This window comes from Streptomyces sp. SudanB25_2051 (assembly GCF_964272635.1).
Taxonomy (GTDB): domain Bacteria; phylum Actinomycetota; class Actinomycetes; order Streptomycetales; family Streptomycetaceae; genus Streptomyces.
The window spans coordinates 4206594-4228247 of the sequence record NZ_OZ186787.1 but is presented as its reverse complement, the minus strand read 5'-3'; the positions used below and the strand labels follow the sequence as shown (position 1 = coordinate 4228247).

Here is a 21654-nt window from a genome sequence, read left to right as displayed (position 1 = left end):
CGTCATGTTCCAGTACCGCCGTACGCCCGAGATGCCGCTGCCCGAGCAGGCGCTGAAGGGCCGCCCCGAGCCGGAGTTCGCCCTGCCCGACCGGCACACGGTCCTGGGCACCCCGCTGCTGGGCCCGTACCCGGAGGGGCTGGAGGTCGCGGACTTCGGGCTGGGCTGCTTCTGGGGCGCGGAGCGCAAGTTCTGGCAGACGCCGGGCGTGTGGACGACCCTCGTCGGCTACCAGGGCGGGTACACGCCGAACCCGTCGTACGAGGAGGTCTGCTCGGGCCTCACCGGCCACACGGAGGTCGTGCGGGTGGTGTACGACCCGGCGGAGGTGTCGTACGAGCGGCTGCTGAAGGTCTTCTGGGAGGCCCACGACCCCACCCAGGGCTACCGCCAGGGCAATGACGTGGGCACCCAGTACCGCTCGGCCGTCTACACCCACACGCCCGCCCAGGAGGCGGCGGCACGGGCGTCCCGCGAGGCGTACCAGCGGGTCCTGGCGTCCTCGGGGTACGGCACGATCACCACGGAGCTGCTCCCGGCCGCCGACCGCCCGTTCTACCCGGCGGAGCCGTACCACCAGCAGTACCTGGACAAGAACCCGGCGGGCTACTGCGGCATCGGCGGCACGGGCGTCTCCTGCCCGATCGGCGTGGCCCCGGCCGACGGCTGACCCTCCGGGCCCTGCTTCAGGACCCGGACGACTGCGCCGCGCGGATGGCCGCGGCGGTCTTCGCCGGGTCGTAGCCCTCCGCGACGCCGTCGATCAGGAGGAGGTCGCCCTGCATGTGCCGGGTGCGCAGCGGGAGCAGGGCCTGGTAGTCCTCGGACTCGTACCAGCGGCGGGCGCGCTCCATGGACGGGAAGACGATGATCACCGGGGACTCCGGCCACTCGCCCTCCAGGACCTCCCGCTCCGGCGCCCCGTGCACCAGGAAGCGGCCACCGAACGGGTCCAGGGTGGACTGGACGCGTTCGATGTAGGTGAGGACCTCGTCGTGCAGGGTCTCCTGGGGCCGCAGATTGGCGATGGCGTACGCGGGCACGGGGCGCCTCCTAGGGTGAACGGCCCCTGGTCCGGGGCCTGTTGACCCCCAGCCTGCCCCATTCGGACGTGGCGCGCGAGGCGTTTCGACGGCCCGGCGCGCCGGGCGGCCGACCCCGCGCAGGGCCGGGTGGGCGGAGGCCGCACAGGCACAGGGTGCCGACTCCCCCGCGAGACCGGGCACGCGCGCGGCCGACTCCCCGCAAGGCCGGATACGCACAAGGCGGCGGCGCTCCCTCGCGGGGGCGCCGCCGCCTTCCTGTACCGGGGGCCGGATCAGAGGGCCGAGCCGGCCTTCCAGTCGGCCCAGCTCATGTTCCAGCCGTTGAGGCCGTTGTCGGGCTGGATGGTCTTGTCCTTGGAGTTCTTGACCACGACGACGTCGCCGATCAGCGAGTTGTTGTAGAACCAGGCGGCCGGCTGGTTCGGGTCGCCCGCGCCCTTGACGTCGTTGAGGCCCACGCAGCCGTGGCTGGTGTTGACGTTGCCGAAGACGGAGTCGGCGCCCCAGTAGTTGCCGTGGATGAACGTCCCGGACGTGGAGAGCCGCATGGCGTGCGGGACGTCCTTGATGTCGTACTCGCCCTTGCCGTCGTCGTCCGTGAAGCCGACGGTGGCGCCGTTCATCCGGGTCTCCTTGAACTTCTCGGAGATCACCATCTGACCGTTGTAGGTCGGGGTCTCCGGGGAGCCTGCGGAGATCGGGATCGTCTTGACCGTCTTGCCGTTGCGCTGGACCGTCATGGTCTTCTTCGCGACGTCGACGGTGGAGACCTGGTTGCGGCCGATCTTGAAGGTGACGGTCTTCTGCTGGACGCCGTAGACGCCGTCCGCGCCCTCGACGCCGTCGAGCTTCAGCTTGAGCGTGACCGTGGAGCCCTCGGCCCAGTACTGCTCGGGGCGGAAGTCGATGCGCTGGGAGTTGAACCAGTGCCCGACGACCTCCTGGCCGCTGGACGACGACACCTCGATGCCGGCCTGGACGGCCTTCTTGTCGGTGATCGGCTTGTTGAAGTTGATCGACACCGGCATGCCGACGCCGACGGTGGAGCCGTCCTCGGGCGTGAAGTTGCCGATGAAGCTGTTCGCCTGCGAGACGGTGGTGAACGACGAGTTCTCATGGGCCTCGCGGCCCTCGGAGTCCTTCGCCGTCACGGCGATCTTGTAGGTGGTCGCGCGCTTCAGCGGTCCGGACGGCTGCCAGCTCTTGCCGTCGGCGGAGATCTTGCCCTCGACCGCCGCGCCCTCGCCGGACGTCATCGTGACCGAGGTCAGCGTGCCGTCGGCGACCGTGACCTTGGCGTCGTTGTTGATCGACGCGTTGATCGCGCCGTTCTTCGGGGAGATCGTTATTCGGGCCTGCGAGGTCTTCTCCGCGGCCGCCTCGTCGACCTGGGCCTGCGAGCTGTTCGGACTCTCACTGCTGCCGTTGGCGGCATCGGCCTCGTCGCCGCTGTTGCAGCCCGTGAGCACCAGCACACCGCTGAGCAGTGCGGACGCGGCCACCAGGCCTCTGCGCCGCTTACCGTCCGTCATCACACGCTTCTCCATCGTCATGGAATCCCTGCCAACACTCCCCATAACACCCATGAGACCCCCTCCGGTTCCGCATCGGTACAGGGTGTGGGGAACACCACTGACCGACGCACGGACGCGGCGTCCGGTTCCCGGTATGGGGCGGCCCCGGACACGCGCACAGCCGTGCGCATACCCGGGGCCCTGAAGGGTGTCACATATCCGGCTCAGACGTCCCGGCCCGTCCGCCCGGCGTCCTCTTCCCCGTCCCCGTCCTCCGCCTCGTCCTCCAGGTCCTCGTCGTCGAGGTGCCACGCGTCGACGTCCGGGTCGTAGTCGGCGCGCTCGCTGCTCCAGGACGCTTGGACCAGTTCGACGCCGGGCACCTCGCCGATCAGCTGGAAGGGCTCGACCAGGTACGCGAGGGCTTCCGCTTCGTCCTCGCGGACGGCGGTGGCGGCGTGCGCGCGCTCCTCCTCGGGCATGAACTCGTCGTCCTCGATCCGTCGCAGAGCGGCGTCGGTCAGCTCGTCCCGCTCGGTCACCTCCAGCACCAGGTCCACCCGAAGTCGTACATACCGTGAGGTCTCAGAAGCGCTCATATGACGGAGCGTAAGGCGCTTCCGGCCCCGGCTTTTCCGCGACCCGCTGTGTTCACTAGCATCGGCGCAACACCCAATTCTCGATTCCGCAAGGGGATCTGAATCTGTGTCCGTCGCACGCCGACCTCTGCTGACCGCCACCGCCGCCGGGACGCTGCTCGGTGCTCTGTGGTTCGTCCCCTCGGCGAACGCCACCGTCGAGGAACCGGCCGCCGGCGGGTCCCGCCAGGCCGTCACGGCGCTCCATGCCGGGACCGGCGGCGAGGGCCGGGCGCTGCCGCGGGACGGGGCCGGGCAGGAGCTGCGGCTCGCCGACACGGGCGCGGGCGTCGACACCACGCCGTACGTCCTGGGCGGCACGGCGTTCCTCGCCGTCGGCATCGGCCTGGTGGCCTTCGCGATACGCCGCGGGGCGCACGCGCCGTTCTGACGCGTACGCCCCGGTGGGATGCCGCCCGCGCGGGCGGCTCCGCGGGCTGCGGCTGCGGACGGGCCCGCGGGCCGGTCCGCAGCCCGCGGGCCCGTGCCCCTTACGCCAGCGGGCCCGTCACGGGCTCGACGGCCGCGACGACCCCGCCGTCCCGTACGAAGGCGTCCGCCGCCTCCAGGTCGGGCGCGAGGAACCGGTCCGGGCCCGGGCCCTGCACGCCCGCCGCGCGCAGGGCGTCGATGACCGCGCGGGAGGCGGGCGCCGGGGTGAGCCCGTGGCGCAGTTCGATCGCGCGCGTCGCCGCGTACAGCTCCACGGCGAGGACCCGGTTCAGGTTGCCGATCGCGGTGCGCAGCTTGCGCGCCGCCGACCAGCCCATGGAGACGTGGTCCTCCTGCATGGCGGACGACGGGATGGAGTCGGCGGAGGCGGGGACGGCGAGCCGCTTCATCTCGCTGACCAGCGCGGCCTGCGTGTACTGGGCGATCATCAGGCCCGAGTCGACGCCGGCGTCGTCGGCGAGGAACGGCGGCAGGCCGTGGCTGCGGTTCTTGTCGAGGAGCCGGTCGGTGCGGCGCTCGGCGATGGAGGCCAGGTCGGCGGCGGCGACGGCGAGGAAGTCCAGCACGTACGCGACGGGGGCGCCGTGGAAGTTGCCGTTGGACTCCACGCGGCCGTCGGGCAGGACGACCGGGTTGTCGACGGCGGCGGCCAGCTCCCGCTCGGCGACGAGCCGGGCGTGGGCCATCGTGTCGCGTCCGGCGCCCGCGACCTGCGGGGCGCAGCGCACCGAGTAGGCGTCCTGCACGCGCGGGGCCTCGTCGGCCTGGAAGTGGCCGACCAGCCCGGAGCCCTCCAGGACGGCGAGCATGTTCGCGGCGGCGGCGCCCTGGCCGGGGTGCGGGCGGATGGCGTGCAGTTCGGGCCGCAGGACCTTGTCCGTGCCGAGCAGCGCCTCCAGGGTGAGGGCCGCGGTGACGTCGGCGGTCTTGTACAGCTGCTCCAGGTCGGCGAGGGCCATGATCAGCATGCCGAGCATGCCGTCGGTGCCGTTGAGGAGCGCCAGGCCCTCCTTCTCGCGCAGTTCGACGGGGGCGATGCCGTACTCGGCGAGCAGTTCGCCGGCGGGGCGCACCGTGCCGTCGGGGCCCTCCGCCTCGCCTTCGCCCATGAGGGCGAGCGCGCAGTGGGAGAGCGGCGCGAGGTCGCCGGAGCAGCCGAGCGAGCCGTACTCGTGGACGACGGGGGTGATGCCCGCGTTGAGGAGGTCGGCCATGGTCTGCGCGACGTGCGGGCGGACACCGGTGTGGCCGGACGCGACGGTCTTCAGGCGCAGGAACATCAGGGCGCGGACCACCTCGCGCTCGACGCGCGGGCCCATGCCGGCGGCGTGCGAGCGGACGATGTTGCGCTGGAGCTGGGCGCGCAGCTCCGTACCGATGTGCCGCGTGGCGAGCGCCCCGAACCCGGTCGACACGCCGTACACCGGCTCGGGCTTGGCGGCGAGGGCGTCCACGGTCTCCCGGGCGCGGGCGAGGGCGTCGAGGGCCTCCTGGGAGAGCTCGACGCGGGCGTTGCCGCGGGCGACGGCGATGACGTCGGCGGCGGTGGTACCGGACGTCCCCACCACGACAGTGTGCATATCCATATTCAGCAGCCTACGGATTGAATCGCAACATGTCACTACCCCATCGCGCCACCGACCCTTACCGTGCGTGACGGCCGCGGGCGGCGCCCCGCACCGCCGGAACTCACGCCTCCGGAGGGGCGTCGCGGAACCTGCGCCGGTCGCGCGAGGCGGTCGGCGGCGCGTCCGCGAGCCGTACGACCGCGCCGTCCCGGCCCGCCACGACCGGCTTCGGCGAGCGCGCCGCCTTCGCCCGGTACTGCGCCGCGTCCGCGAGCCGGAACAGCCGCCGCGCCGAGCGCACCGGCCCGATCGGGTCCCCCGTCGACGCCACTCCGCAGGCGACGCCCTCCCCGAACTCCAGCTCACCGGCGCGTACGCACAGTTCGTCGGCGACCGCGACCACCTCGTCCGCCTCGGGCCCGACCGACACGAGGCAGAACTCGTCACCGCCCAGCCGGGCCGCCAGCGCACCCGGCAGCCGCGCCCCGGCGCACGACAGCACCGAGCCGAACCGCTCCAGGAGCCGGTCGCCGACGGCGTGCCCGTGGGTGTCGTTGACGTCCTTGAGCCCGTTCAGGTCGCAGACGACCAGGCTCACCACCGAGCCGTCGGTGAGGAAGCGGTCCACCGCCTCGTCCAGCCGGGTGTCGACGGCCCTGCGGTTGGCGAGCCCGGTCAGCGGGTCGGTGAAGGCCAGCTTGCGGACCTCCTCCAGGCGCTCGGTCTGCGCCAGCCCCGCCGCGACGACCGAGGCGAGGACCGTCGCGAAGTCGGCGTCGGCCCGGTCGAAGACGGGCGCCCCGACCGGGCGGGCGACGTACAGCTCGCCCCACGCCCGGCCGTGCAGCACGATCGGCGCGATCACACAGCAGCCGCGCCCTCGCCGCCGCAGCGCGGCCACCCTCCCCCAGGAGCCCGGCTCCGCCCGGCCGGGAGGGGCACCCGCCTGGTGGTACCCGCGCCCCGGTTCGACGGGCCAACCGTCGGCCGTCTCCACCCACGCGTCGGGCTCCCCGCCGCCCGCCCACCGCTCGTGCAGGAACTCGGTGATCTCCGAGAACTGGTGCACCGGGTACGCCTCGGCCTCGGGGAACTCCTCCTCGCCGGCGCCCGCTCCCCCGCGTTGACCAGCACCCTCAGCCGGCCGAGGTCCCGCTCCCAGACCGAGAGCGCGGCGAACGTGCCGCCGAGCGCCTCGCACGCGCCGAGGGCCGCGGCCCGCCAGCACTCCCGCGGAGTGTGCGCCGCGGCCATCCCCTGCGCCAGCGCCACCACGGCCCGCAGCCGGACATCCTCACCCATTCCCTTAGCTTAGGAAGGAATCGGCACTTTCAACCCACCTGCGGCGAATCGTTACGCCAGGTGACCGCACGTGTGTACGGCGCCTACTCGCCCGGCCAGCGCGGCGCGCGCTTCTCGTTGAACGCCGCGACGCCCTCGCGCCGGTCCCCGGAGAACGCGACGGACCGCCACGCGCCGTCCTCCACCTCCAGGCCCGCCCGCAGGTCGAGGCCGTGGCCCAGCCGCATGGCCCGCTTCGCGGCGCGCAGGCCCACCGGCGAGTTCGCCGCGATGCGCCCGGCCAGCTCCAGCGCGGCACCGCGCGCGTCGTCCTCCACGAGCTCGTCCACCAGGCCCAGCCCGGCCGCCTCCGCCGCCGGCACCCGGCGGGCGGTGAACACCAGCTCCGCCGCGCGCGCCGCCCCGACCCGGCGCGGCAGCAGCTGCGTACCGCCGCCGCCGGGGATGACCCCCACGGACACCTCGGGCAGCCCGACGACCGCCGTCGCGTCGGCGACGATCAGGTCGCAGGAGAGGGCCAGCTCGAAGCCGCCGCCCAGGGCGAAGCCGCGCACGGCCGCGATGGTCGGCATCGGCAGCTCCAGCACGCCCGTGTACGCGGCGCGTGCGGTGGGGCGCTGGCGCATCAGGTCGGCGTCCGTGAAGGAGTTGCGCTCCTTCAGGTCGGCGCCCACGCAGAATGCGCGGTCGTTCGAGGAGGTCAGGACGGTGACGCGGGCGTCGCGGTCGGCGGCCAGCGCGTCGCAGGCGGCCGCGATGGAGCGGGCCATCTCCGTGGACACGGCGTTCATCGCCTTGGGGCGGTCGAGGACCAGTTCCGCCACGTACCCGTGCCGGCGTACGGCGACGAACTCCCCGTACCGCTCCTCGGACCGCTCCTGAGTCTGCTGCTCGGACATGGCGCCCACCCTCCCGGTTAACGACCGTTCATTCGTCTACCCGGGGATCTTAGGCTCCCGCCGCGACAGCATCCAGGGCTCGATGACGCCGAGGCCGCGCACGGGCCGCTGCCACATCGGCTGCAGCGCGAAGCGGTACGAGGGCGGGGTCGCGCCCTCCTTCTCCGCGCGGGCCGCCTCCTCCGCCGCCTGCGCCTCCGACACGGGCGCCTCGCCCGTGCGGGTCAGGTCCTCGGCGAAGGCCCCGTCCACCAGGACCGCGTTCTTGGGCGCTATCGAGGTGAGCCGGCTCGCCAGGTTCACCGTCGTACCGAACACATCACCCATCCGGGTGGTGACCGTGCCGAAGGCGATGCCGACGCGCAGCGCGGGCATCGTCGCGTCCTCCTTCAGCGTCTCGATGAGGCGCAGCGAGATCTCCGCGGCCGTCCCGGCGTCGTCGGCGGCGAACAGCACCTCGTCGCCCAGCGTCTTGATCAGCCGCCCGCCGTGCGCGGCGACCAGGTCGGCGCAGGTCGTCTCGAAGGTCTCGACCAGCTCGCCGAGCTCCTCCTCCTCCAGGCGCCGGGTGAGCCGGGTGAAGCCGACCAGGTCCGCGAAGCCCACGGCCAGCCGCCGGTCCACCATCTCCTCGTCGTCCCCGGCCTGCACGACCCGCCCGGTCGCCGCGGCCAGCTGCCTGCGCCACACGTACACCAGGAACTCCTGGAGCTCCGGCAGCAGCAGCTCCACCAGCGGATACGTGACCTCGGTGCGGGTCATGCCCGGCTCGGGCGGCTCGGTCAGGCCCTCCAGGAACGAGTCGATCTGCCACTCCGCGAGCCGCGCCGTCGTCTGCCCCGTGGACCGGGCGACCTGCACGGCCATCGGCTCGCTCAGCAGCCCCGCCTCGACCAGACCGGCCAGCCGGCGCAGCGCCAGCACGTCCGCCTCGGTCAGCGCCTTGGCCTGCCCGATGTCCGGGAAGCCCATGGCCCGCCAGAAGCGGGCGGCGAGGTCCATCGAGACCCCGGCCGTGCGGGCCGCCTGGAAGGGGGTGTAGCGCCGCTCGGCGCCCAGGATCAGCTGCTCCAGGCGGATGGCGAGGGGGTTGTCGGTCGGTTCCGCCGTGTGATCGACGACATGGTGGGGGGTGGGGTATTCCGGTTCGCCCGCGTTCTCGCCGTCGACGGTCACCGGCCGCCTCCTGCCCGATCCGTACGCACTGCCCTGCCTGCCGTTCTGTCGCTGACCCGCCGCGTCGACCCCCTTGTCGACCACCTCGGCGAACCCGGCCGGCGGATCGCCTCAACGATACGGCAGGTGTGCCCTAGCTCACGTCCCGGAGAGCCGGAGCGTTCAGTCCACCGGACGCAGATGGACGATGTCGCCCGCGCCGACCGCCTCGCGCCCGCCGTCCGGGAGGGCCACGACGAGCCGCCCGTCCCCGTCGACGGCGGCGGCCCGCCCGGTGAGCGTCCGGTCGCCCGGCAGCTCCGCCCGTACGGTCCTGCCGAGCGTGGCGCACCCGGCCGCGTACGCCTCCTGAAGCCCGGAGGCGGCCGGGTCGCCCGCCGCGGCGGTCCAGCGGCCGTACCACTCCTCGACCGACCGGAGCACGGCCCGCAGCAGCGGGTCGCGGTCGGTGCACACCGCGTCGGCGAGGGCCAGCGACCCGGCCGTCGGCACGGGGAGCTCGTCGGCGCGGAGCGTGACGTTGAGGCCGACGCCGACGACGATCCCGTGGTCCCCGGCCCGCTCGGCGAGGATGCCGCCGGCCTTGCGCTCCTCCCCGCCGACCGTCACGAGCAGGTCGTTCGGCCACTTCAGCGCCGTGTCGACGCCCGCCGACCTCGCCAGGCCGGTCGCGACGGCGACGCCGGTCAGCAGCGGCAGCCACGCCAGGCGCTGCGCCGGCACGTCCGGCTTGAGGAGCACCGAGAAGAACAGCCCCGACCGCGCGGGCGCCGACCAGGCGCGGTCCAGCCGGCCCCGCCCCGCGGTCTGCTCCTCGGCCACCAGGACGGCGCCCTCGGGGAGTTCGGCGGCGCGGGCGGCCAGGTCGGTGTTGGTGGAGCCGGTACGGGGCACGACATCGATGGACGTCCACAGCGCACCCGGCCGCAGCAGCGCGCGGCGCAGCGCGGGGGCGGCCAGCGGGGGCCGTTCGAGGTCGCTCCAGCGGCTCGCCGGGCCGGTTCCTTGACCATGAGAGGGCGTCATGCAACCCAGCCTAGGTGTGGCAAACACCGCACTGCCGAACGGCATCGCCGCCGATACGCTACGGGCCAGTAGCCAACGAGCCCGTGACCACACCTGACCAGGCAGGGAGCCGCATCCCGATGTCCGAGCGTCAAGAGATCGACATTCACACGACCGCGGGGAAGCTCGCGGATCTGCAGCGCCGTATCGAGGAGGCGACGCACGCGGGTTCCGAGCGTGCCGTCGAGAAGCAGCACGCCAAGGGCAAGCTCACGGCCCGCGAGCGGATCGCCCTCCTGCTGGACGAGGACTCCTTCGTCGAACTGGACGAGTTCGCGAGGCACCGGTCCACCAACTTCGGCCTGGAGAAGAACCGCCCGTACGGCGACGGCGTCGTCACCGGCTACGGCACGGTCGACGGCCGCCCGGTCGCGGTGTTCTCGCAGGACTTCACCGTCTTCGGCGGGGCGCTGGGCGAGACCTTCGGCCAGAAGATCATCAAGGTGATGGACTTCGCGCTGAAGACCGGCTGCCCGGTGATCGGCATCAACGACTCCGGCGGCGCCCGCATCCAGGAGGGCGTCAGCGCGCTCGGCATGTACGGCGAGATCTTCCGCCGCAACACCCACGCGTCGGGTGTGATCCCGCAGATCAGCCTGGTCGTCGGCCCCTGCGCGGGCGGCGCGGTGTACTCCCCCGCGATCACCGACTTCACGGTGATGGTGGACCAGACGTCCCACATGTTCATCACCGGGCCCGACGTCATCAAGACGGTGACCGGCGAGGACGTCGGCTTCGAGGAGCTGGGCGGCGCCCGCACCCACAACACCACCTCGGGCGTGGCGCACCACATGGCCGCGGACGAGAAGGACGCCATCGACTACGTGAAGTCGCTGCTGTCCTACCTGCCGTCCAACAACCTCTCGGAGCCGCCGGCGTTCCCGGAGGAGGCGGACCTCGCCCTCACCGACGACGACCGCGAGCTCGACACGCTCGTCCCGGACTCCGCGAACCAGCCGTACGACATCCACACGGTCATCGAACACGTGCTGGACGACGGCGAGTTCCTGGAGACGCAGGGCATGTTCGCGCCGAACATCGTCACCGGCTTCGGCCGCGTCGAGGGCTTCCCGGTGGGCATCGTCGCCAACCAGCCGATGCAGTTCGCGGGCTGCCTCGACATCAACGCCAGCGAGAAGGCGGCGCGCTTCGTGCGCACCTGCGACGCGTTCAACATCCCGGTCCTGACCTTCGTGGACGTGCCGGGCTTCCTGCCCGGCGTGGACCAGGAGTACGGCGGCATCATCCGGCGCGGCGCGAAGCTCATCTACGCCTACGCGGAGGCGACCGTCCCGCTGATCACGGTCATCACCCGCAAGGCGTTCGGCGGCGCGTACGACGTGATGGGCTCCAAGCACTTGGGCGCGGACCTGAACCTGGCCTGGCCGACCGCGCAGATCGCCGTCATGGGCGCGCAGGGCGCGGTGAACATCCTGCACCGCCGCGCCATCGCCGCCGCCCCCGACGACGAGCGCGAGGCGCTGCGCGCCCAGCTGATCCAGGAGTACGAGGACACGCTGCTCAACCCGTACACGGCGGCGGAGCGCGGCTACATCGACGCGGTGATCATGCCGTCCGAGACGCGGGCGCAGATCGTGCGCGGGCTGCGTCAGCTGCGTACGAAGCGGGAAAACCTGCCCCCGAAGAAGCACGGCAACATCCCCCTGTGAGGAGCCTCGATGATCAAGGTCGTACGGGGCAACCCGACCCCCGAGGAGCTGGCCGCCGCACTGGCGGTGGTCCGGGCGCGCGCCGCCGCGGCGACGGCGGCGGCGGCCGGTGCGGCCAGCGCGTCCCCCCGCACCCCGGAGGCCTGGTCCGCGCCCACGCGCATCACCCGGGGGCTGCCCCCGTCCCCGGGTCCGCGCTCCTGGACGCGGAGCTACTGGCCGGCGTAGCGGCGTGGTGACGGACGGGCGGGTCCCGCTTGAGTACGCGTACTCAGGCGGGACCCGCCCGCGGTCCGCAGGATCGAAGGATGCTGTGGTCCGACCCCGAGAACGAACCGCCCGAGGAGATGCGGGCCATGCAGGCCATGCTGCGGCGGGCCGGCACGCTGCTGGCCCTCGCAATGCTGATCAGCATCCTCACCACCACCCTCCGCTGACCCGAGCCCCCACCGCGGCCGTCCCTCCCGCCGGGACCGCCGCCACCCCGTTGCGGGCAGTCGTCCCGCCGGACCCGCCGCCCGCCCCGTTGTGGCGGATGTCGCCGCCCCGCACCGGGCGAACTCACAGCGGCGCGGCCCGCAGGGCGGGGTAGGGGGGTGCTTACGATGGGTTCATGAGTCCTCAGCGTCGCCTCGTCCTCGCCTCCGCCTCCCCCGCCCGCCTCGGCCTCCTGTGCCAGGCCGGCCTCTCCCCCGAGGTCGTCGTCAGCGGCTTCGACGAGAGCAAGGTGACCGCCCCGACCCCCGCCGAGCTGGCCCTCGCGCTGGCGGAGGCCAAGGCCTCGCTGGTGGCCGCCCGCCCGGAGGTGTCCGGCGCGCTGGTGATCGGCTGCGACTCGGTGCTGGAGCTGGACGGGCAGGCGCTGGGCAAGCCCGCCGACGCCGAGGAGGCCGTCGCCCGCTGGAAGTCCATGCGGGGCCGGGTCGGCGTCCTCCAGACGGGGCACTGCGTCCACGACACGGCGGCGAAGCGGTACGCCTCCGCGACGGCGTCCACGCTGGTGCGGTTCGGCGAGCCGACGGACGAGGAGATCGCCGCGTACGTCGCGAGCGGCGAGCCGCTGCACGTGGCGGGCGCGTTCACGCTCGACGGCCGTTCGGCCCCGTTCATCGACGGCATCGACGGCGACCCGGGCAACGTCATCGGCCTGTCCCTGCCGCTGCTGCGCCGCCTGCTGCGCCAACTGGACGTGGCGGTCACCGACTTGTGGGCGTAGCGCCCAGGCGCTCAGACGGCCTGCGGGGCCTCCCCGGCACCCTCGGCGCCCGCGCCGGCCGGGGCGGCGGCCCCGGGCCCGTACGCGACGAGGCTCAGCACCACCAGCCCCATGACGGCCATGAGCCAGGCGAACGCCGCCCATCCGACGAGCCCGACGGCCACCGCGCCGAGGACCGCGTGGGTGACCGCGCAGGTGACGAGCAGGACGCGGCCCCAGCGGCCGGGCGCGGCGCGCCGGAAGCCGGCGCGCAGGAGCACCGCCCCGCACACGGCGAGGTACAGGCCGAGGGCACCGCCCGCCGCCCACGTGCCGGTGACCATCAGGTCGGGGTCGAGGCCCGCGAGGGACATGCGCTGACCGGACAGGATGGTGGCGAGCACACCGTGCAGCAGCACCGCGCCCACCGCCTCGGCGAGCAGTACGGCGCCCGCCGTCAGTGCTATCGGTCTGCGGGTCACCACAGACACCCCCTGCCCCGGTTACCAGCGGTACGGACGACACCGCGCAGGCTACTCACGAGTAAACCCTCGGGCAAGGGTGGAGGACGACACGGCAAAGAATCATTCGCCCATTCGTAGGGACTCCACAAAGAAACAGGACGCCCCGCTGGCCGCGGGAACAGAGACCTTGACCACACCGCAGGACTACTGTGCAGTCAAGAAGCCCTGCGTATCGAGGCAGGACAAGGGGTTTCGGGATCTGAGCGGCCCTCGTTTCACGCTCCGTGTGGGCAACCTCACGACTGGGGAACAGTCGAAACGTCGTGTCGGCAGTCCCTAAACTCAGCGTGTTTTGGGAATGGAGGGAGCCATCGTGCGCAAGGTGCTCATCGCCAACCGTGGCGAAATCGCTGTCCGTGTCGCCCGTGCCTGCCGGGACGCCGGGATCGCGAGCGTAGCCGTCTACGCCGATCCGGACCGGGACGCCCTGCACGTCCGTGCGGCGGACGAGGCGTTCGCTCTGGGCGGTGACACCCCGGCGGCCAGCTATCTGGACATCGCGAAGGTGCTTCAGGCGGCCAAGGACTCGGGGGCCGACGCGGTCCACCCGGGTTACGGCTTCCTGTCGGAGAACGCGGAGTTCGCCCAGGCCGTCATCGACGCCGGGCTCATCTGGATCGGCCCGCCGCCGCAGGCCATCCGCGACCTCGGCGACAAGGTGGCGGCCCGTCACATCGCGCAGCGCGCCGGCGCTCCGCTGGTGGCCGGCACGCCGGACCCGGTGTCCGGGGCCGACGAGGTCGTGGCGTTCGCCCGCGAGCACGGCCTGCCGATCGCGATCAAGGCGGCGTTCGGCGGTGGCGGCCGCGGTCTGAAGGTCGCCCGCACCCTGGAAGAGGTGCCGGAGCTGTACGACTCGGCGGTCCGCGAGGCCGTCGCCGCGTTCGGCCGGGGCGAGTGCTTCGTGGAGCGCTACCTGGACCGGCCGCGCCACGTGGAGACGCAGTGCCTGGCCGACAAGCACGGCAACGTCGTCGTCGTGTCGACCCGTGACTGCTCCCTGCAGCGCCGCCACCAGAAGCTGGTGGAGGAGGCCCCGGCGCCGTTCCTCACCGAGGAGCAGAACGCCGAGCTGTACCGGGCGTCGAAGGCCATCCTGAAGGAGGCCGGCTACGTCGGCGCGGGCACCGTCGAGTTCCTCGTGGGCAACGACGGCACGATCTCCTTCCTGGAGGTCAACACCCGCCTCCAGGTCGAGCACCCGGTGACCGAGGAGGTCACGGGCATCGACCTCGTACGCGAGATGTTCCGCATCGCCGACGGCGAGGAGCTCGGCTACGGCGACCCGGAGATCCGGGGTCACTCGTTCGAGTTCCGTATCAACGGCGAGGACCCCGGCCGCAACTTCCTGCCCGCGCCGGGCACGGTCACCACGTTCGAGCCGCCGTCCGGTCCGGGTGTCCGCCTGGACGCCGGCGTCGAGTCGGGCAGCGTCATCGGCCCCGCGTGGGACTCGCTGCTGGCGAAGCTGATCATCACGGGTGCGACCCGGCAGCAGGCGCTGGAGCGGGCGCGGCGCGCGCTGGCGGAGTTCCGCGTGGAGGGCATGGCCACGGCCATCCCGTTCCACCGCGCGGTCGTCGCCGACCCGGCGTTCGCCCCGGCGGAGGGCCCGTTCAAGATCCACACCCGCTGGATCGAGACGGAGTTCGTCAACGAGATCAAGCCGTTCGCCGCTCCGGCCGACGCCGAGGCGGAGGACGAGGAGACGGGCCGCGAGACCGTCGTCGTCGAGGTGGGCGGCAAGCGCCTGGAGGTGTCGCTGCCGTCGTCGCTCGGCATGAGCCTGGCCCGTACGGGTCTGGCGGCGGGCGCCCGCCCGAAGCGCCGCGCGAAGAAGAAGGCCGCGTCGGCCGCGTCCGGCGACACGCTGACCTCCCCGATGCAGGGCACCATCGTGAAGGTGGCCGTCGAGGAGGGCCAGGAGGTCAAGGAGGGCGACCTGATCGTCGTCCTGGAGGCCATGAAGATGGAGCAGCCGCTGAACGCGCACCGCGCGGGCACGGTGAAGGGGCTGAACGCGGAGGTCGGCGCGTCCATCACGTCGGGCGCCGCCATCTGCGAGATCAAGGACTGACGCCTCCCCCCGCAGTGTCCCGAGGGCCCCGCCGGCTGCCGGCGGGGCCCTCGGGCGTGTGCGTCCCGCCCCGGCCCGCCCCCGGGGGAGCCGGTGGAGGACGAAAGGCGGTCCGTACGCGAATGGCATGCTGGAGGGACGAGGGAGGAGCGCCGGATGACGACGACCAGGCCCATGCGTGCCGACGCCCGCCGCAACCACGAGCGGCTGCTGCGTGTCGCGCGGGCGGCGTTCGCGGAGCACGGTACGGACGCGGCGCTGGAGGACATCGCGCGGCGCGCGGGCGTGGGCATCGGCACGCTGTACCGCCACTTCCCCAACCGGCACGCGCTGATGAACGCCGTCTTCCAGGACGCCGTGACCGCCCTGCTGGCCCGTTCGCGGGAGCTCGCGGCGGCGGACGAGCCCTGTACGGCGCTGGTGGAGTGGCTGCGGGCGATCGTCACCCACGCCGGCGAGTACCGGGGCCTGGCGCGTGCGCTGATGTCGGCGTCGTACGACCCGAGTTCGGCCCTGTCGCAGTGCAACGACCCGCTGCGCGAGGCGGGCGCCCGGCTGCTGACCCGCGCGCAGGAGGCCGGGGCGGTACGGCGTGACGTGTCGATCGGCGACCTGCTGCAGCTGACCAACGCGATAGCCCTGGCCGCCGAGCAGAACCCGGACGACGAGGCCCTGGCGGACCGCCTCCTGACCCTGACCCTGCGCGGTGTGAAGCCCTGACCTCGCGGGGCGCCGAGCGGGGAGTTCCCTGAGGCGGGGGCCGTACGGGACCCTCCGGGAGTCCCGTGAGGCGGGGCCGTACGGGACCCTCCGGGCCTCAGCGCCGGCGGAGGTCCGCGACGCGGGCCTGGCGCTCCTGGGCCTGGGCGTCCGGCGGCAGCGGGGCGCTGCGGAGCTGGGGGCCGCCGGGGTGGCGGGTGCCGCGCTGGCCGGGCAGCGGGACGTCGCGCCGCTGGTGGCGGGCCTGACGGCTGCCCGAGGCGGCGGACGTGCCGGGGCCGCCGCCCGCGACGGTGATCTGGACGCCCTGGTCGGCGAGGGCCTGGAGCTCCATCGCGGCCCGGTCGTCGTGGGCGGGCGGCTCGTCCGTCACCAGGCGGGTGATCATGTGGGTGGGCACGGTCTGGAACATCGTGTCCGTGCCCAGCTTGTTGTGGTCGGCGACGACCACGACCTCCGCCGCCGCCTGCACCAGCGCCCGGTCCACGCTGGCGGACAGCATGTTGGACGTGGACAGGCCGCGCTCGGCGGTGAGGCCCGCGCCGGACAGGAACGCCCGCGACACGCGCAGCCCGTGCAGGGACTGCTCGGCGCCGCTGCCGACCAGCGCGTAGTTGGAGCCGCGCAGGGTGCCGCCGGTCATGACGACCTCGACGCGGTTCGCGTGCGCCAGCGCCTGGGCGACCAGCAGCGAGTTGGTCACCACGGTCAGTCCGGGGACCCGGGCGAGCCTGCGGGCCAGCTCCTGTGTGGTCGTGCCGGCGCCGACGACGATCGCCTCGCCCTCCTGGACGAGACCGGCGGCGACGTCGGCGATGGCGGTCTTCTCCGCCGTGGCGAGATGGGATTTGTGCGGATAGCCGGGCTCGCGGGTGAAGCCGCCCGGCAGCACCGCACCGCCGTGGCGGCGGTCGAGGAGTCCCTCGGCCTCCAGCGCCCGCACGTCACGCCGCACGGTCACTTCGGAGGTCTGGACGACGCGGGCGAGCTCCCGGAGCGATACCGCCCCGTTGGCGCGCACCATTTCAAGGATCAACTGACGACGTTCTGCAGCGAACACGAAACTGACAGTAACGCCACCCGTCGACACTTTGCAGGTGTATGGGTCGATTCCGAGATTTTACGAACAGACGGGGCCGCCAAGTGCTATAGGCGGCCCCGTCTGTGAGCGATCCCTGACCGTTCGATGTCCCGACTTGCCGGGGGTTGCCGGGGGTTGTCCCCCGGCGGGCCCGCCCTGCGGGGGCTCACGCCTCGGCGGTGGTCTTCCGCGTGTGCAACTGCCGGGCCACTTCGGCGATCGAGCCCGAAAGCGAGGGGTACACGGTGAAGGCGTTCGCGATCTGCTCGACCGTCAGATTGTTGTCGACCGCGATCGAGATGGGGTGGATCAGCTCGCTCGCGCGCGGGGCGACGACACAGCCGCCGACGACGATCCCCGTGCCCGGACGGCAGAAGATCTTGACGAAGCCGTCCCGGATGCCCTGCATCTTGGCGCGCGGGTTGCGCAGCAGCGGCAGCTTCACGACGCGCGCGTCGATCTTCCCCGCGTCCACGTCGGCCTGCGTGTAGCCGACGGTGGCGATCTCGGGGTCGGTGAAGACGTTCGAGGAGACGGTCTTCAGGTCGAGCGGGGCGACGGTCTCGCCGAGGAAGTGGTACATCGCGATGCGGCCCTGCTGGGCGGCGACCGACGCGAGGGCGAACACGCCGGTCACGTCACCGGCCGCGTACACGCCGGGGGCGGAGGTGCGGGACACCTTGTCGGTCCAGATGTGCCCGGAGTCCTTCAGGCGCACGCCCGCCTCCTCCAGGCCCATGCCCGCGGTGTTCGGGATGGCGCCGACCGCCATCAGGCAGTGCGTACCGGAGATCACGCGGCCGTCGGCGAGGGTCACCTCCACCCGGTCACCGACCCGCTTGGCGGACTGGGCGCGGGAGCGGGCCATGACGTTCATGCCGCGCCGCCGGAACACGTCCTCCAGCACGGCCGCGGCGTCCGGGTCCTCGCCAGGCAGCACGCGGTCGCGGGAGGAGACCAGCGTGACCCGCGAGCCCAGCGCCTGGTAGGCGCCCGCGAACTCCGCGCCGGTCACACCGGAGCCGACCACGATGAGCTCCTCGGGCAGCTCGTCGAGGTCGTACACCTGCGTCCAGTTGAGGATGCGCTCGCCGTCGGGCTGGGCGTCGGGGATCTCCCGGGGGTGGCCGCCGGTCGCGATGAGCACCGCGTCGGCCGTCAGCGTCTCCTCCGTGCCGTCGGCGGCGGTGACGACGACGCGGCGGGAGCCGTCGAGGTCCTGCGCCCCGTCGAGCCGGCCCCGGCCGCGCATGACGCGGGCGCCGGCGCGGGTGACGGAGGCGGTGATGTCGTGCGACTGGGCGAGCGCGAGGCGCTTGACCCGGCGGTTCACCTTGCCGAGGTCGACGCCGACGACGCGGGCGGCCTGCTCCACGTGCGGGGTGTCGTCCGCGACGATGATGCCCAGCTCCTCGTAGGAGGAGTCGAAGGTCGTCATGACCTCGGCGGTCGCGATGAGGGTCTTGGAAGGGACGCAGTCGGTCAGGACGGAGGCGCCGCCGAGGCCGTCGCAGTCGACGACGGTCACCTCCGCGCCGAGCTGGGCGCCCACCAGGGCCGCCTCGTATCCGCCGGGTCCGCCACCGATGATCACGATCCGGGTCACTGGGGTCACGCCTCGCGCTCTCGTCACGGCGACCCCGCGGACGGGTGGGCCCGGCAGGGGTCGGGATTTTCCTCATGGGATGGGAGTACGTACGTCATTGTCCCGCACTGTTTCGATCCAGCGACATTCTCGCGCACCCCCACCCCCCGCTCACCCCGGGGGTACGCCCCCGGCGGCCCCGCGCCCCCTACGACGCGGCGGCGCCCCGCAGGTCGCGCACGGCCCGCCGCACCGCCGCCGACACCGGGGCGGCGCCCTCGGACAGGACGGCCAGACGCTCCTTGAGCGCGCGCCGCCGCTCGGCGGACAGGGCGGTCCCCAGCCGTCCGCCCGCGTGCGCGAGCCCGGCGAGCAGCGCGGCGCGGCCGCCCGCCGCGGGGTCCTCCACGACGGCGGCCACGGCGGCCCGCACCCCCTCGGCCGCGGTGCGGCCGTCCGCGGTGAGGACCGCGCGGTGCAGCGGGAAGACACCGAAGACCCTGCTGGTACCGCGCTCCAGCAGCCCGTCCTTCTCCAGGCCGCGCAGCACCGCGTGGACCGAGGCGCGGCCGTCCGCACGGACCCAGTGCAGCCACGTCCTGCCGGGCTCGGCGGCGACCGCCTCCCACACCTGCCGGAGCGCGGCGTCCTCCGGCGCGCCGCCCCCGGCGGCCCGCACCGCCCCGCCGCCGTCGACCAGGCGCCCGCCGTCGAGCAGCTCCGCCAGCAGCGCGCCGCGCACCGCCGGAGCCAGCACCTGCCGGTCAGGCAGCCGGTCCCCGCGCGCGCCGAACGCCAACAGCACCATGTCCCCCGCCAGCCCCACCCGTTCCCCCTCCCCCGCAAACCCCACCAGTCTCCCCGCCGCCGCCCCACCTGTCCCCCTTTTCCCGCAACGCGGTGGGCAGCCGTTCCGCCGGGGGCGGAACGGCGTGACCCGCTGTGGCAGGGCGCCGCAACGCGCTGTGGCCATTCGTTTCGCCGGGGCGGGCCGCCGCGACCCGCTGCGGGCCAGGCACCGCAACACGCTGGGGGCAGCCGTTCCGCCGGGGCAGGGCACCGCAACACGCTGTGGGCAGCCCTTCCGCCGGGGCAGGCCGCCGCGACCCGCAGCGGGCCGGGCCCCGCACCACGCTGTGGGCAGTCGTTCCGCCGGGGCGGAACGGGTGGGCACAGCGGGGCGCCCCGCCCAGGTGGCCGCGCACCGGCATGTAGGCCCGTACAGCGGGGCGCCCCGCCCACGTGGTCCAGCACCAGCACGTAGGGCCCCGTACCGCAGCGCACCCCCGCCCAGGGGGCCGAGCACCAGTACGCATGCCCCGTACCGCAGCGCGCCCCGCGCGCCCGCGCGCAAGCCGCACAACCCGCGGCCGCACCACCCCGCCAGAGGCGAACCCGCAGGCCGCGCCCCCCGCCCCGGCGGCGTACCAGGGCGCCAGGGGGCGGAGCCCCGTGCACGGGAAGGGAGGCACGGGGGGCGGAGCCTCCCGTACCCTCGATCCCATGTCGCTCTACGCCGCGTACGCCGGCAACCTCGACGCGCGGCTGATGACCCGCCGCGCCCCCCACTCCCCCCTGCGCGGCACGGGCTGGCTGAACGGCTGGCGGCTGACCTTCGGCGGGGAGCAGATGGGCTGGGAGGGAGCGCTCGCCACCATCGTGGAGGCCCCGCGCTCGCAGGTCTTCGTCGCCCTGTACGACGTCGCTCCCATGGACGAGGACTCCATGGACCGCTGGGAGGGCGTCGGCCTCGACATCTACCGCCGCATGCGGGTGCGCGTGCACACCCTGGACGGCGAGGAGCCCGCCTGGGTGTACGTCCTCAACGGCTACGAGGGCGGCCTGCCCTCCGCGCGCTACCTCGGCGAGATCGCCGACGCCGCCGAATCCGCCGGCGCCCCCCACGACTACGTCATGGAGCTGCGCAAACGCCCCTGCTGACCGGGCGCGCCGCCGGGGCCCCGCAGGGCGCCCGAGCCGTTCGTGGAAAGCGACAAGACAACGATACGAACACCGTAGGCCCTGTCATCTACGCGCGTAGGCCCAGACGGGTTACCCTCATCCGCGTGAACGCATCTGTTACCCCGGACCACCGCCAGGACGACCCCCGCACCGCCGCCCAGGCCGCCGCCGCGCGCCTCCGCGAGCTGACGGGTGCCGAGAACCACGACGTCGCCCTCGTGATGGGCTCCGGCTGGGCGCCGGCCGCCGACGCGCTCGGGGCCCCCGAGGCCGAGTTCCCGGTCACCGAGCTGCCGGGCTTCCCGCCGCCGGCCGTGGAGGGCCACGGCGGCCGCATCCGCTCGTACCGCGTGGGCGAGAAGCGCGCGCTGGTGTTCCTCGGCCGTACGCACTTCTACGAGGGCCGCGGTGTCGCCGCCGTCGCCCACGGTGTGCGCACCGCCGTCGCGGCCGGCTGCCGGACCGTCGTCCTCACCAACGGCTGCGGCGGCCTGCGCGAGGGCATGCGCCCCGGCCAGCCGGTCCTGATCAGCGACCACATCAACCTCACCGCGGCCTCCCCGATCGAGGGCGCGAACTTCGTCGACCTGACGGACCTGTACTCGCCGCGTCTGCGCGCCATGTGCAAGGAGGTGGACCCGTCCCTGGAGGAGGGCGTCTACGTCCAGTTCCCCGGCCCGCACTACGAGACCCCGGCCGAGATCAACATGGTCCGCGTCCTCGGCGGCGACCTGGTCGGCATGTCCACGGTCCTGGAGGCGATCGCGGCGCGCGAGGCGGGCGCGGAGGTCCTGGGCATCTCCCTCGTCACCAATCTGGCGGCGGGCCTTTCGGGTGAGCCGCTGAACCACGAGGAGGTCCTCCAGGCGGGCCGCGACTCGGCCGCGCGGATGGGCGAGCTGCTCACCCGCGTGCTGGAGCGCATCTGACGCACGCCGGTGCGGCGGGCCCCGCACCCGGGGCCCGCCGCGCTCCCCGGGGCGCGGGGCCCTCGGCTGCCGCCGCCCCGTGGGGACGAGGCCCCCGCCGGGCCCGGCGCCCGCCGTGCCGGCGGAGATGTCACGCCCCGGCGGACACGGGGTACGAGTCCCCCGCACACCCCTGACGCGGCCGGCCGCACGGCGTGACCGCGCGAACCGCCCGCACCCGTCCGACGGCCGGACGGCGTCCGCCCCGGAC

General features: G+C 73.5%; 21 protein-coding genes and 1 pseudogene. 10 read left to right on the top strand and 12 right to left on the bottom strand.

What is annotated here, in order from left to right; genetic code table 11:
- Positions 1 to 4: 4 nt before the first annotated feature.
- The gene (msrA, locus tag ACSUPT_RS19145) at positions 5 to 670 is read left to right on the top strand and encodes a peptide-methionine (S)-S-oxide reductase MsrA (protein WP_351963502.1); all 666 of its coding nucleotides are present in this window, start codon (positions 5 to 7) and stop codon (positions 668 to 670) included.
- Positions 671 to 686: 16 nt separating this feature from the next.
- Here the strand turns inward: msrA and ACSUPT_RS19140 are convergent, their stop codons facing one another.
- The 3 genes from ACSUPT_RS19140 to ACSUPT_RS19130 all read right to left on the bottom strand — a co-directional run bounded on the left by ACSUPT_RS19140 (position 687) and on the right by ACSUPT_RS19130 (position 3159).
- On the bottom strand, positions 687 to 1043 hold the full coding sequence (locus ACSUPT_RS19140) for a DUF1330 domain-containing protein (protein ID WP_351963501.1): 357 nt from the start codon (positions 1041 to 1043) through the stop codon (positions 687 to 689).
- Between the two features lie 275 nt (positions 1044 to 1318).
- Complete coding sequence (locus ACSUPT_RS19135) at positions 1319 to 2593, bottom strand: L,D-transpeptidase (RefSeq protein ID WP_351963500.1); 1275 nt, start codon at positions 2591 to 2593, stop codon at positions 1319 to 1321.
- Between the two features lie 191 nt (positions 2594 to 2784).
- A complete protein-coding gene (locus ACSUPT_RS19130; RefSeq protein ID WP_399216933.1) occupies positions 2785 to 3159 on the bottom strand; it encodes a hypothetical protein in 375 nt (124 codons plus the stop codon).
- 106 nt (positions 3160 to 3265) lie between these two features.
- Between ACSUPT_RS19130 and ACSUPT_RS19125 the strand changes: the two genes are divergently transcribed.
- Entirely contained in the window at positions 3266 to 3589 is a 324-nt protein-coding gene (locus ACSUPT_RS19125) for a hypothetical protein (RefSeq protein ID WP_351963498.1), read from the top strand.
- Between the two features lie 100 nt (positions 3590 to 3689).
- Here ACSUPT_RS19125 and hutH read toward each other — a convergent pair whose 3' ends face one another.
- From hutH to ACSUPT_RS19100, 5 genes and pseudogenes are all read right to left on the bottom strand, one after another.
- Positions 3690 to 5231 carry a histidine ammonia-lyase gene (hutH, locus tag ACSUPT_RS19120; RefSeq protein ID WP_403498881.1) on the bottom strand — a complete coding sequence of 514 codons (1542 nt, stop codon included), beginning with the start codon at positions 5229 to 5231 and terminating at the stop codon, positions 3690 to 3692.
- A 109-nt stretch (positions 5232 to 5340) separates the two neighbouring features.
- Positions 5341 to 6521: pseudogene (locus ACSUPT_RS19115) on the bottom strand (diguanylate cyclase domain-containing protein).
- Between the two features lie 83 nt (positions 6522 to 6604).
- Entirely contained in the window at positions 6605 to 7420 is an 816-nt protein-coding gene (locus tag ACSUPT_RS19110; RefSeq protein WP_361654926.1) for an enoyl-CoA hydratase/isomerase family protein, read from the bottom strand.
- A gap of 36 nt (positions 7421 to 7456) precedes the next feature.
- Positions 7457 to 8596, bottom strand: coding sequence for an adenylate/guanylate cyclase domain-containing protein (locus ACSUPT_RS19105; RefSeq protein WP_023586834.1), 1140 nt, complete (start codon positions 8594 to 8596; stop codon positions 7457 to 7459).
- A gap of 162 nt (positions 8597 to 8758) precedes the next feature.
- Positions 8759 to 9622: a biotin--[acetyl-CoA-carboxylase] ligase gene (locus tag ACSUPT_RS19100; RefSeq protein ID WP_351963495.1), complete on the bottom strand. Its 864-nt coding sequence runs from the start codon at positions 9620 to 9622 to the stop codon at positions 8759 to 8761.
- A gap of 119 nt (positions 9623 to 9741) precedes the next feature.
- Between ACSUPT_RS19100 and ACSUPT_RS19095 the strand changes: the two genes are divergently transcribed.
- The 4 genes from ACSUPT_RS19095 (at position 9742) to ACSUPT_RS19080 (ending at position 12547) form a co-directional block, all read left to right on the top strand.
- Positions 9742 to 11331 carry an acyl-CoA carboxylase subunit beta gene (locus ACSUPT_RS19095; RefSeq protein WP_351963494.1) on the top strand — a complete coding sequence of 530 codons (1590 nt, stop codon included), beginning with the start codon at positions 9742 to 9744 and terminating at the stop codon, positions 11329 to 11331.
- 9 nt (positions 11332 to 11340) lie between these two features.
- Complete coding sequence (locus ACSUPT_RS19090; RefSeq protein ID WP_436945074.1) at positions 11341 to 11559, top strand: acyl-CoA carboxylase epsilon subunit; 219 nt, start codon at positions 11341 to 11343, stop codon at positions 11557 to 11559.
- Positions 11560 to 11639: 80 nt separating this feature from the next.
- Positions 11640 to 11768: a morphogenic membrane protein MmpB gene (gene mmpB / locus ACSUPT_RS19085; RefSeq protein ID WP_351963492.1), complete on the top strand. Its 129-nt coding sequence runs from the start codon at positions 11640 to 11642 to the stop codon at positions 11766 to 11768.
- Positions 11769 to 11944: 176 nt separating this feature from the next.
- Positions 11945 to 12547 carry a nucleoside triphosphate pyrophosphatase gene (locus tag ACSUPT_RS19080; RefSeq protein WP_436945072.1) on the top strand — a complete coding sequence of 201 codons (603 nt, stop codon included), beginning with the start codon at positions 11945 to 11947 and terminating at the stop codon, positions 12545 to 12547.
- Between the two features lie 11 nt (positions 12548 to 12558).
- Here ACSUPT_RS19080 and ACSUPT_RS19075 read toward each other — a convergent pair whose 3' ends face one another.
- Positions 12559 to 13008 (bottom strand): hypothetical protein, encoded by a 450-nt coding sequence (locus tag ACSUPT_RS19075; protein ID WP_365726582.1) that lies wholly within the window; start codon positions 13006 to 13008, stop codon positions 12559 to 12561.
- Between the two features lie 355 nt (positions 13009 to 13363).
- Between ACSUPT_RS19075 and ACSUPT_RS19070 the strand changes: the two genes are divergently transcribed.
- Complete coding sequence (locus ACSUPT_RS19070) at positions 13364 to 15127, top strand: acetyl/propionyl/methylcrotonyl-CoA carboxylase subunit alpha (protein ID WP_351963489.1); 1764 nt, start codon at positions 13364 to 13366, stop codon at positions 15125 to 15127.
- A gap of 156 nt (positions 15128 to 15283) precedes the next feature.
- Positions 15284 to 15847 (top strand): TetR/AcrR family transcriptional regulator, encoded by a 564-nt coding sequence (locus ACSUPT_RS19065; RefSeq protein WP_351963488.1) that lies wholly within the window; start codon positions 15284 to 15286, stop codon positions 15845 to 15847.
- A 97-nt stretch (positions 15848 to 15944) separates the two neighbouring features.
- On the opposite strand, the gene ACSUPT_RS19060 is transcribed toward ACSUPT_RS19065, so the two are convergent.
- The 3 genes from ACSUPT_RS19060 to ACSUPT_RS19050 all read right to left on the bottom strand — a co-directional run bounded on the left by ACSUPT_RS19060 (position 15945) and on the right by ACSUPT_RS19050 (position 19339).
- On the bottom strand, positions 15945 to 16907 hold the full coding sequence (locus ACSUPT_RS19060; protein WP_351963487.1) for a DeoR/GlpR family DNA-binding transcription regulator: 963 nt from the start codon (positions 16905 to 16907) through the stop codon (positions 15945 to 15947).
- A 187-nt stretch (positions 16908 to 17094) separates the two neighbouring features.
- Complete coding sequence (locus ACSUPT_RS19055; RefSeq protein ID WP_351963549.1) at positions 17095 to 18534, bottom strand: NAD(P)H-quinone dehydrogenase; 1440 nt, start codon at positions 18532 to 18534, stop codon at positions 17095 to 17097.
- A 187-nt stretch (positions 18535 to 18721) separates the two neighbouring features.
- Positions 18722 to 19339, bottom strand: coding sequence for a GPP34 family phosphoprotein (locus tag ACSUPT_RS19050; protein WP_436945070.1), 618 nt, complete (start codon positions 19337 to 19339; stop codon positions 18722 to 18724).
- Positions 19340 to 20016: 677 nt separating this feature from the next.
- On the opposite strand from ACSUPT_RS19050, the gene ACSUPT_RS19045 reads away from it, so the two are divergent.
- Positions 20017 to 20454, top strand: coding sequence for a gamma-glutamylcyclotransferase (locus ACSUPT_RS19045; RefSeq protein ID WP_023586845.1), 438 nt, complete (start codon positions 20017 to 20019; stop codon positions 20452 to 20454).
- 125 nt (positions 20455 to 20579) lie between these two features.
- Positions 20580 to 21404, top strand: a complete 825-nt coding sequence (locus ACSUPT_RS19040; protein WP_351963485.1) for a purine-nucleoside phosphorylase — start codon at positions 20580 to 20582, stop codon at positions 21402 to 21404.
- Positions 21405 to 21654: the final 250 nt, after the last annotated feature.

What these genes read in the sequence shown, in the direction of transcription:
- ACSUPT_RS19045 (WP_023586845.1), top strand. Translation starts at nt 20,017, where the DNA reads ATGTCGCTCTACGCCGCGTACGCCGGCAACCTCGACGCGCGGCTGATG.
- ACSUPT_RS19100 (WP_351963495.1), bottom strand. Translation starts at nt 9,622, where the DNA reads ATGACGCCCTCTCATGGTCAAGGAACCGGCCCGGCGAGCCGCTGGAGC.
- ACSUPT_RS19130 (WP_399216933.1), bottom strand. Translation starts at nt 3,159, where the DNA reads ATGAGCGCTTCTGAGACCTCACGGTATGTACGACTTCGGGTGGACCTG.
- ACSUPT_RS19080 (WP_436945072.1), top strand. Translation starts at nt 11,945, where the DNA reads ATGAGTCCTCAGCGTCGCCTCGTCCTCGCCTCCGCCTCCCCCGCCCGC.
- ACSUPT_RS19065 (WP_351963488.1), top strand. Translation starts at nt 15,284, where the DNA reads ATGACGACGACCAGGCCCATGCGTGCCGACGCCCGCCGCAACCACGAG.
- ACSUPT_RS19110 (WP_361654926.1), bottom strand. Translation starts at nt 7,420, where the DNA reads ATGTCCGAGCAGCAGACTCAGGAGCGGTCCGAGGAGCGGTACGGGGAG.
- ACSUPT_RS19135 (WP_351963500.1), bottom strand. Translation starts at nt 2,593, where the DNA reads ATGGAGAAGCGTGTGATGACGGACGGTAAGCGGCGCAGAGGCCTGGTG.
- msrA (WP_351963502.1), top strand. Translation starts at nt 5, where the DNA reads ATGTTCCAGTACCGCCGTACGCCCGAGATGCCGCTGCCCGAGCAGGCG.
- ACSUPT_RS19090 (WP_436945074.1), top strand. Translation starts at nt 11,341, where the DNA reads ATGATCAAGGTCGTACGGGGCAACCCGACCCCCGAGGAGCTGGCCGCC.
- hutH (WP_403498881.1), bottom strand. Translation starts at nt 5,231, where the DNA reads ATGCACACTGTCGTGGTGGGGACGTCCGGTACCACCGCCGCCGACGTC.
- mmpB (WP_351963492.1), top strand. Translation starts at nt 11,640, where the DNA reads ATGCTGTGGTCCGACCCCGAGAACGAACCGCCCGAGGAGATGCGGGCC.
- ACSUPT_RS19095 (WP_351963494.1), top strand. Translation starts at nt 9,742, where the DNA reads ATGTCCGAGCGTCAAGAGATCGACATTCACACGACCGCGGGGAAGCTC.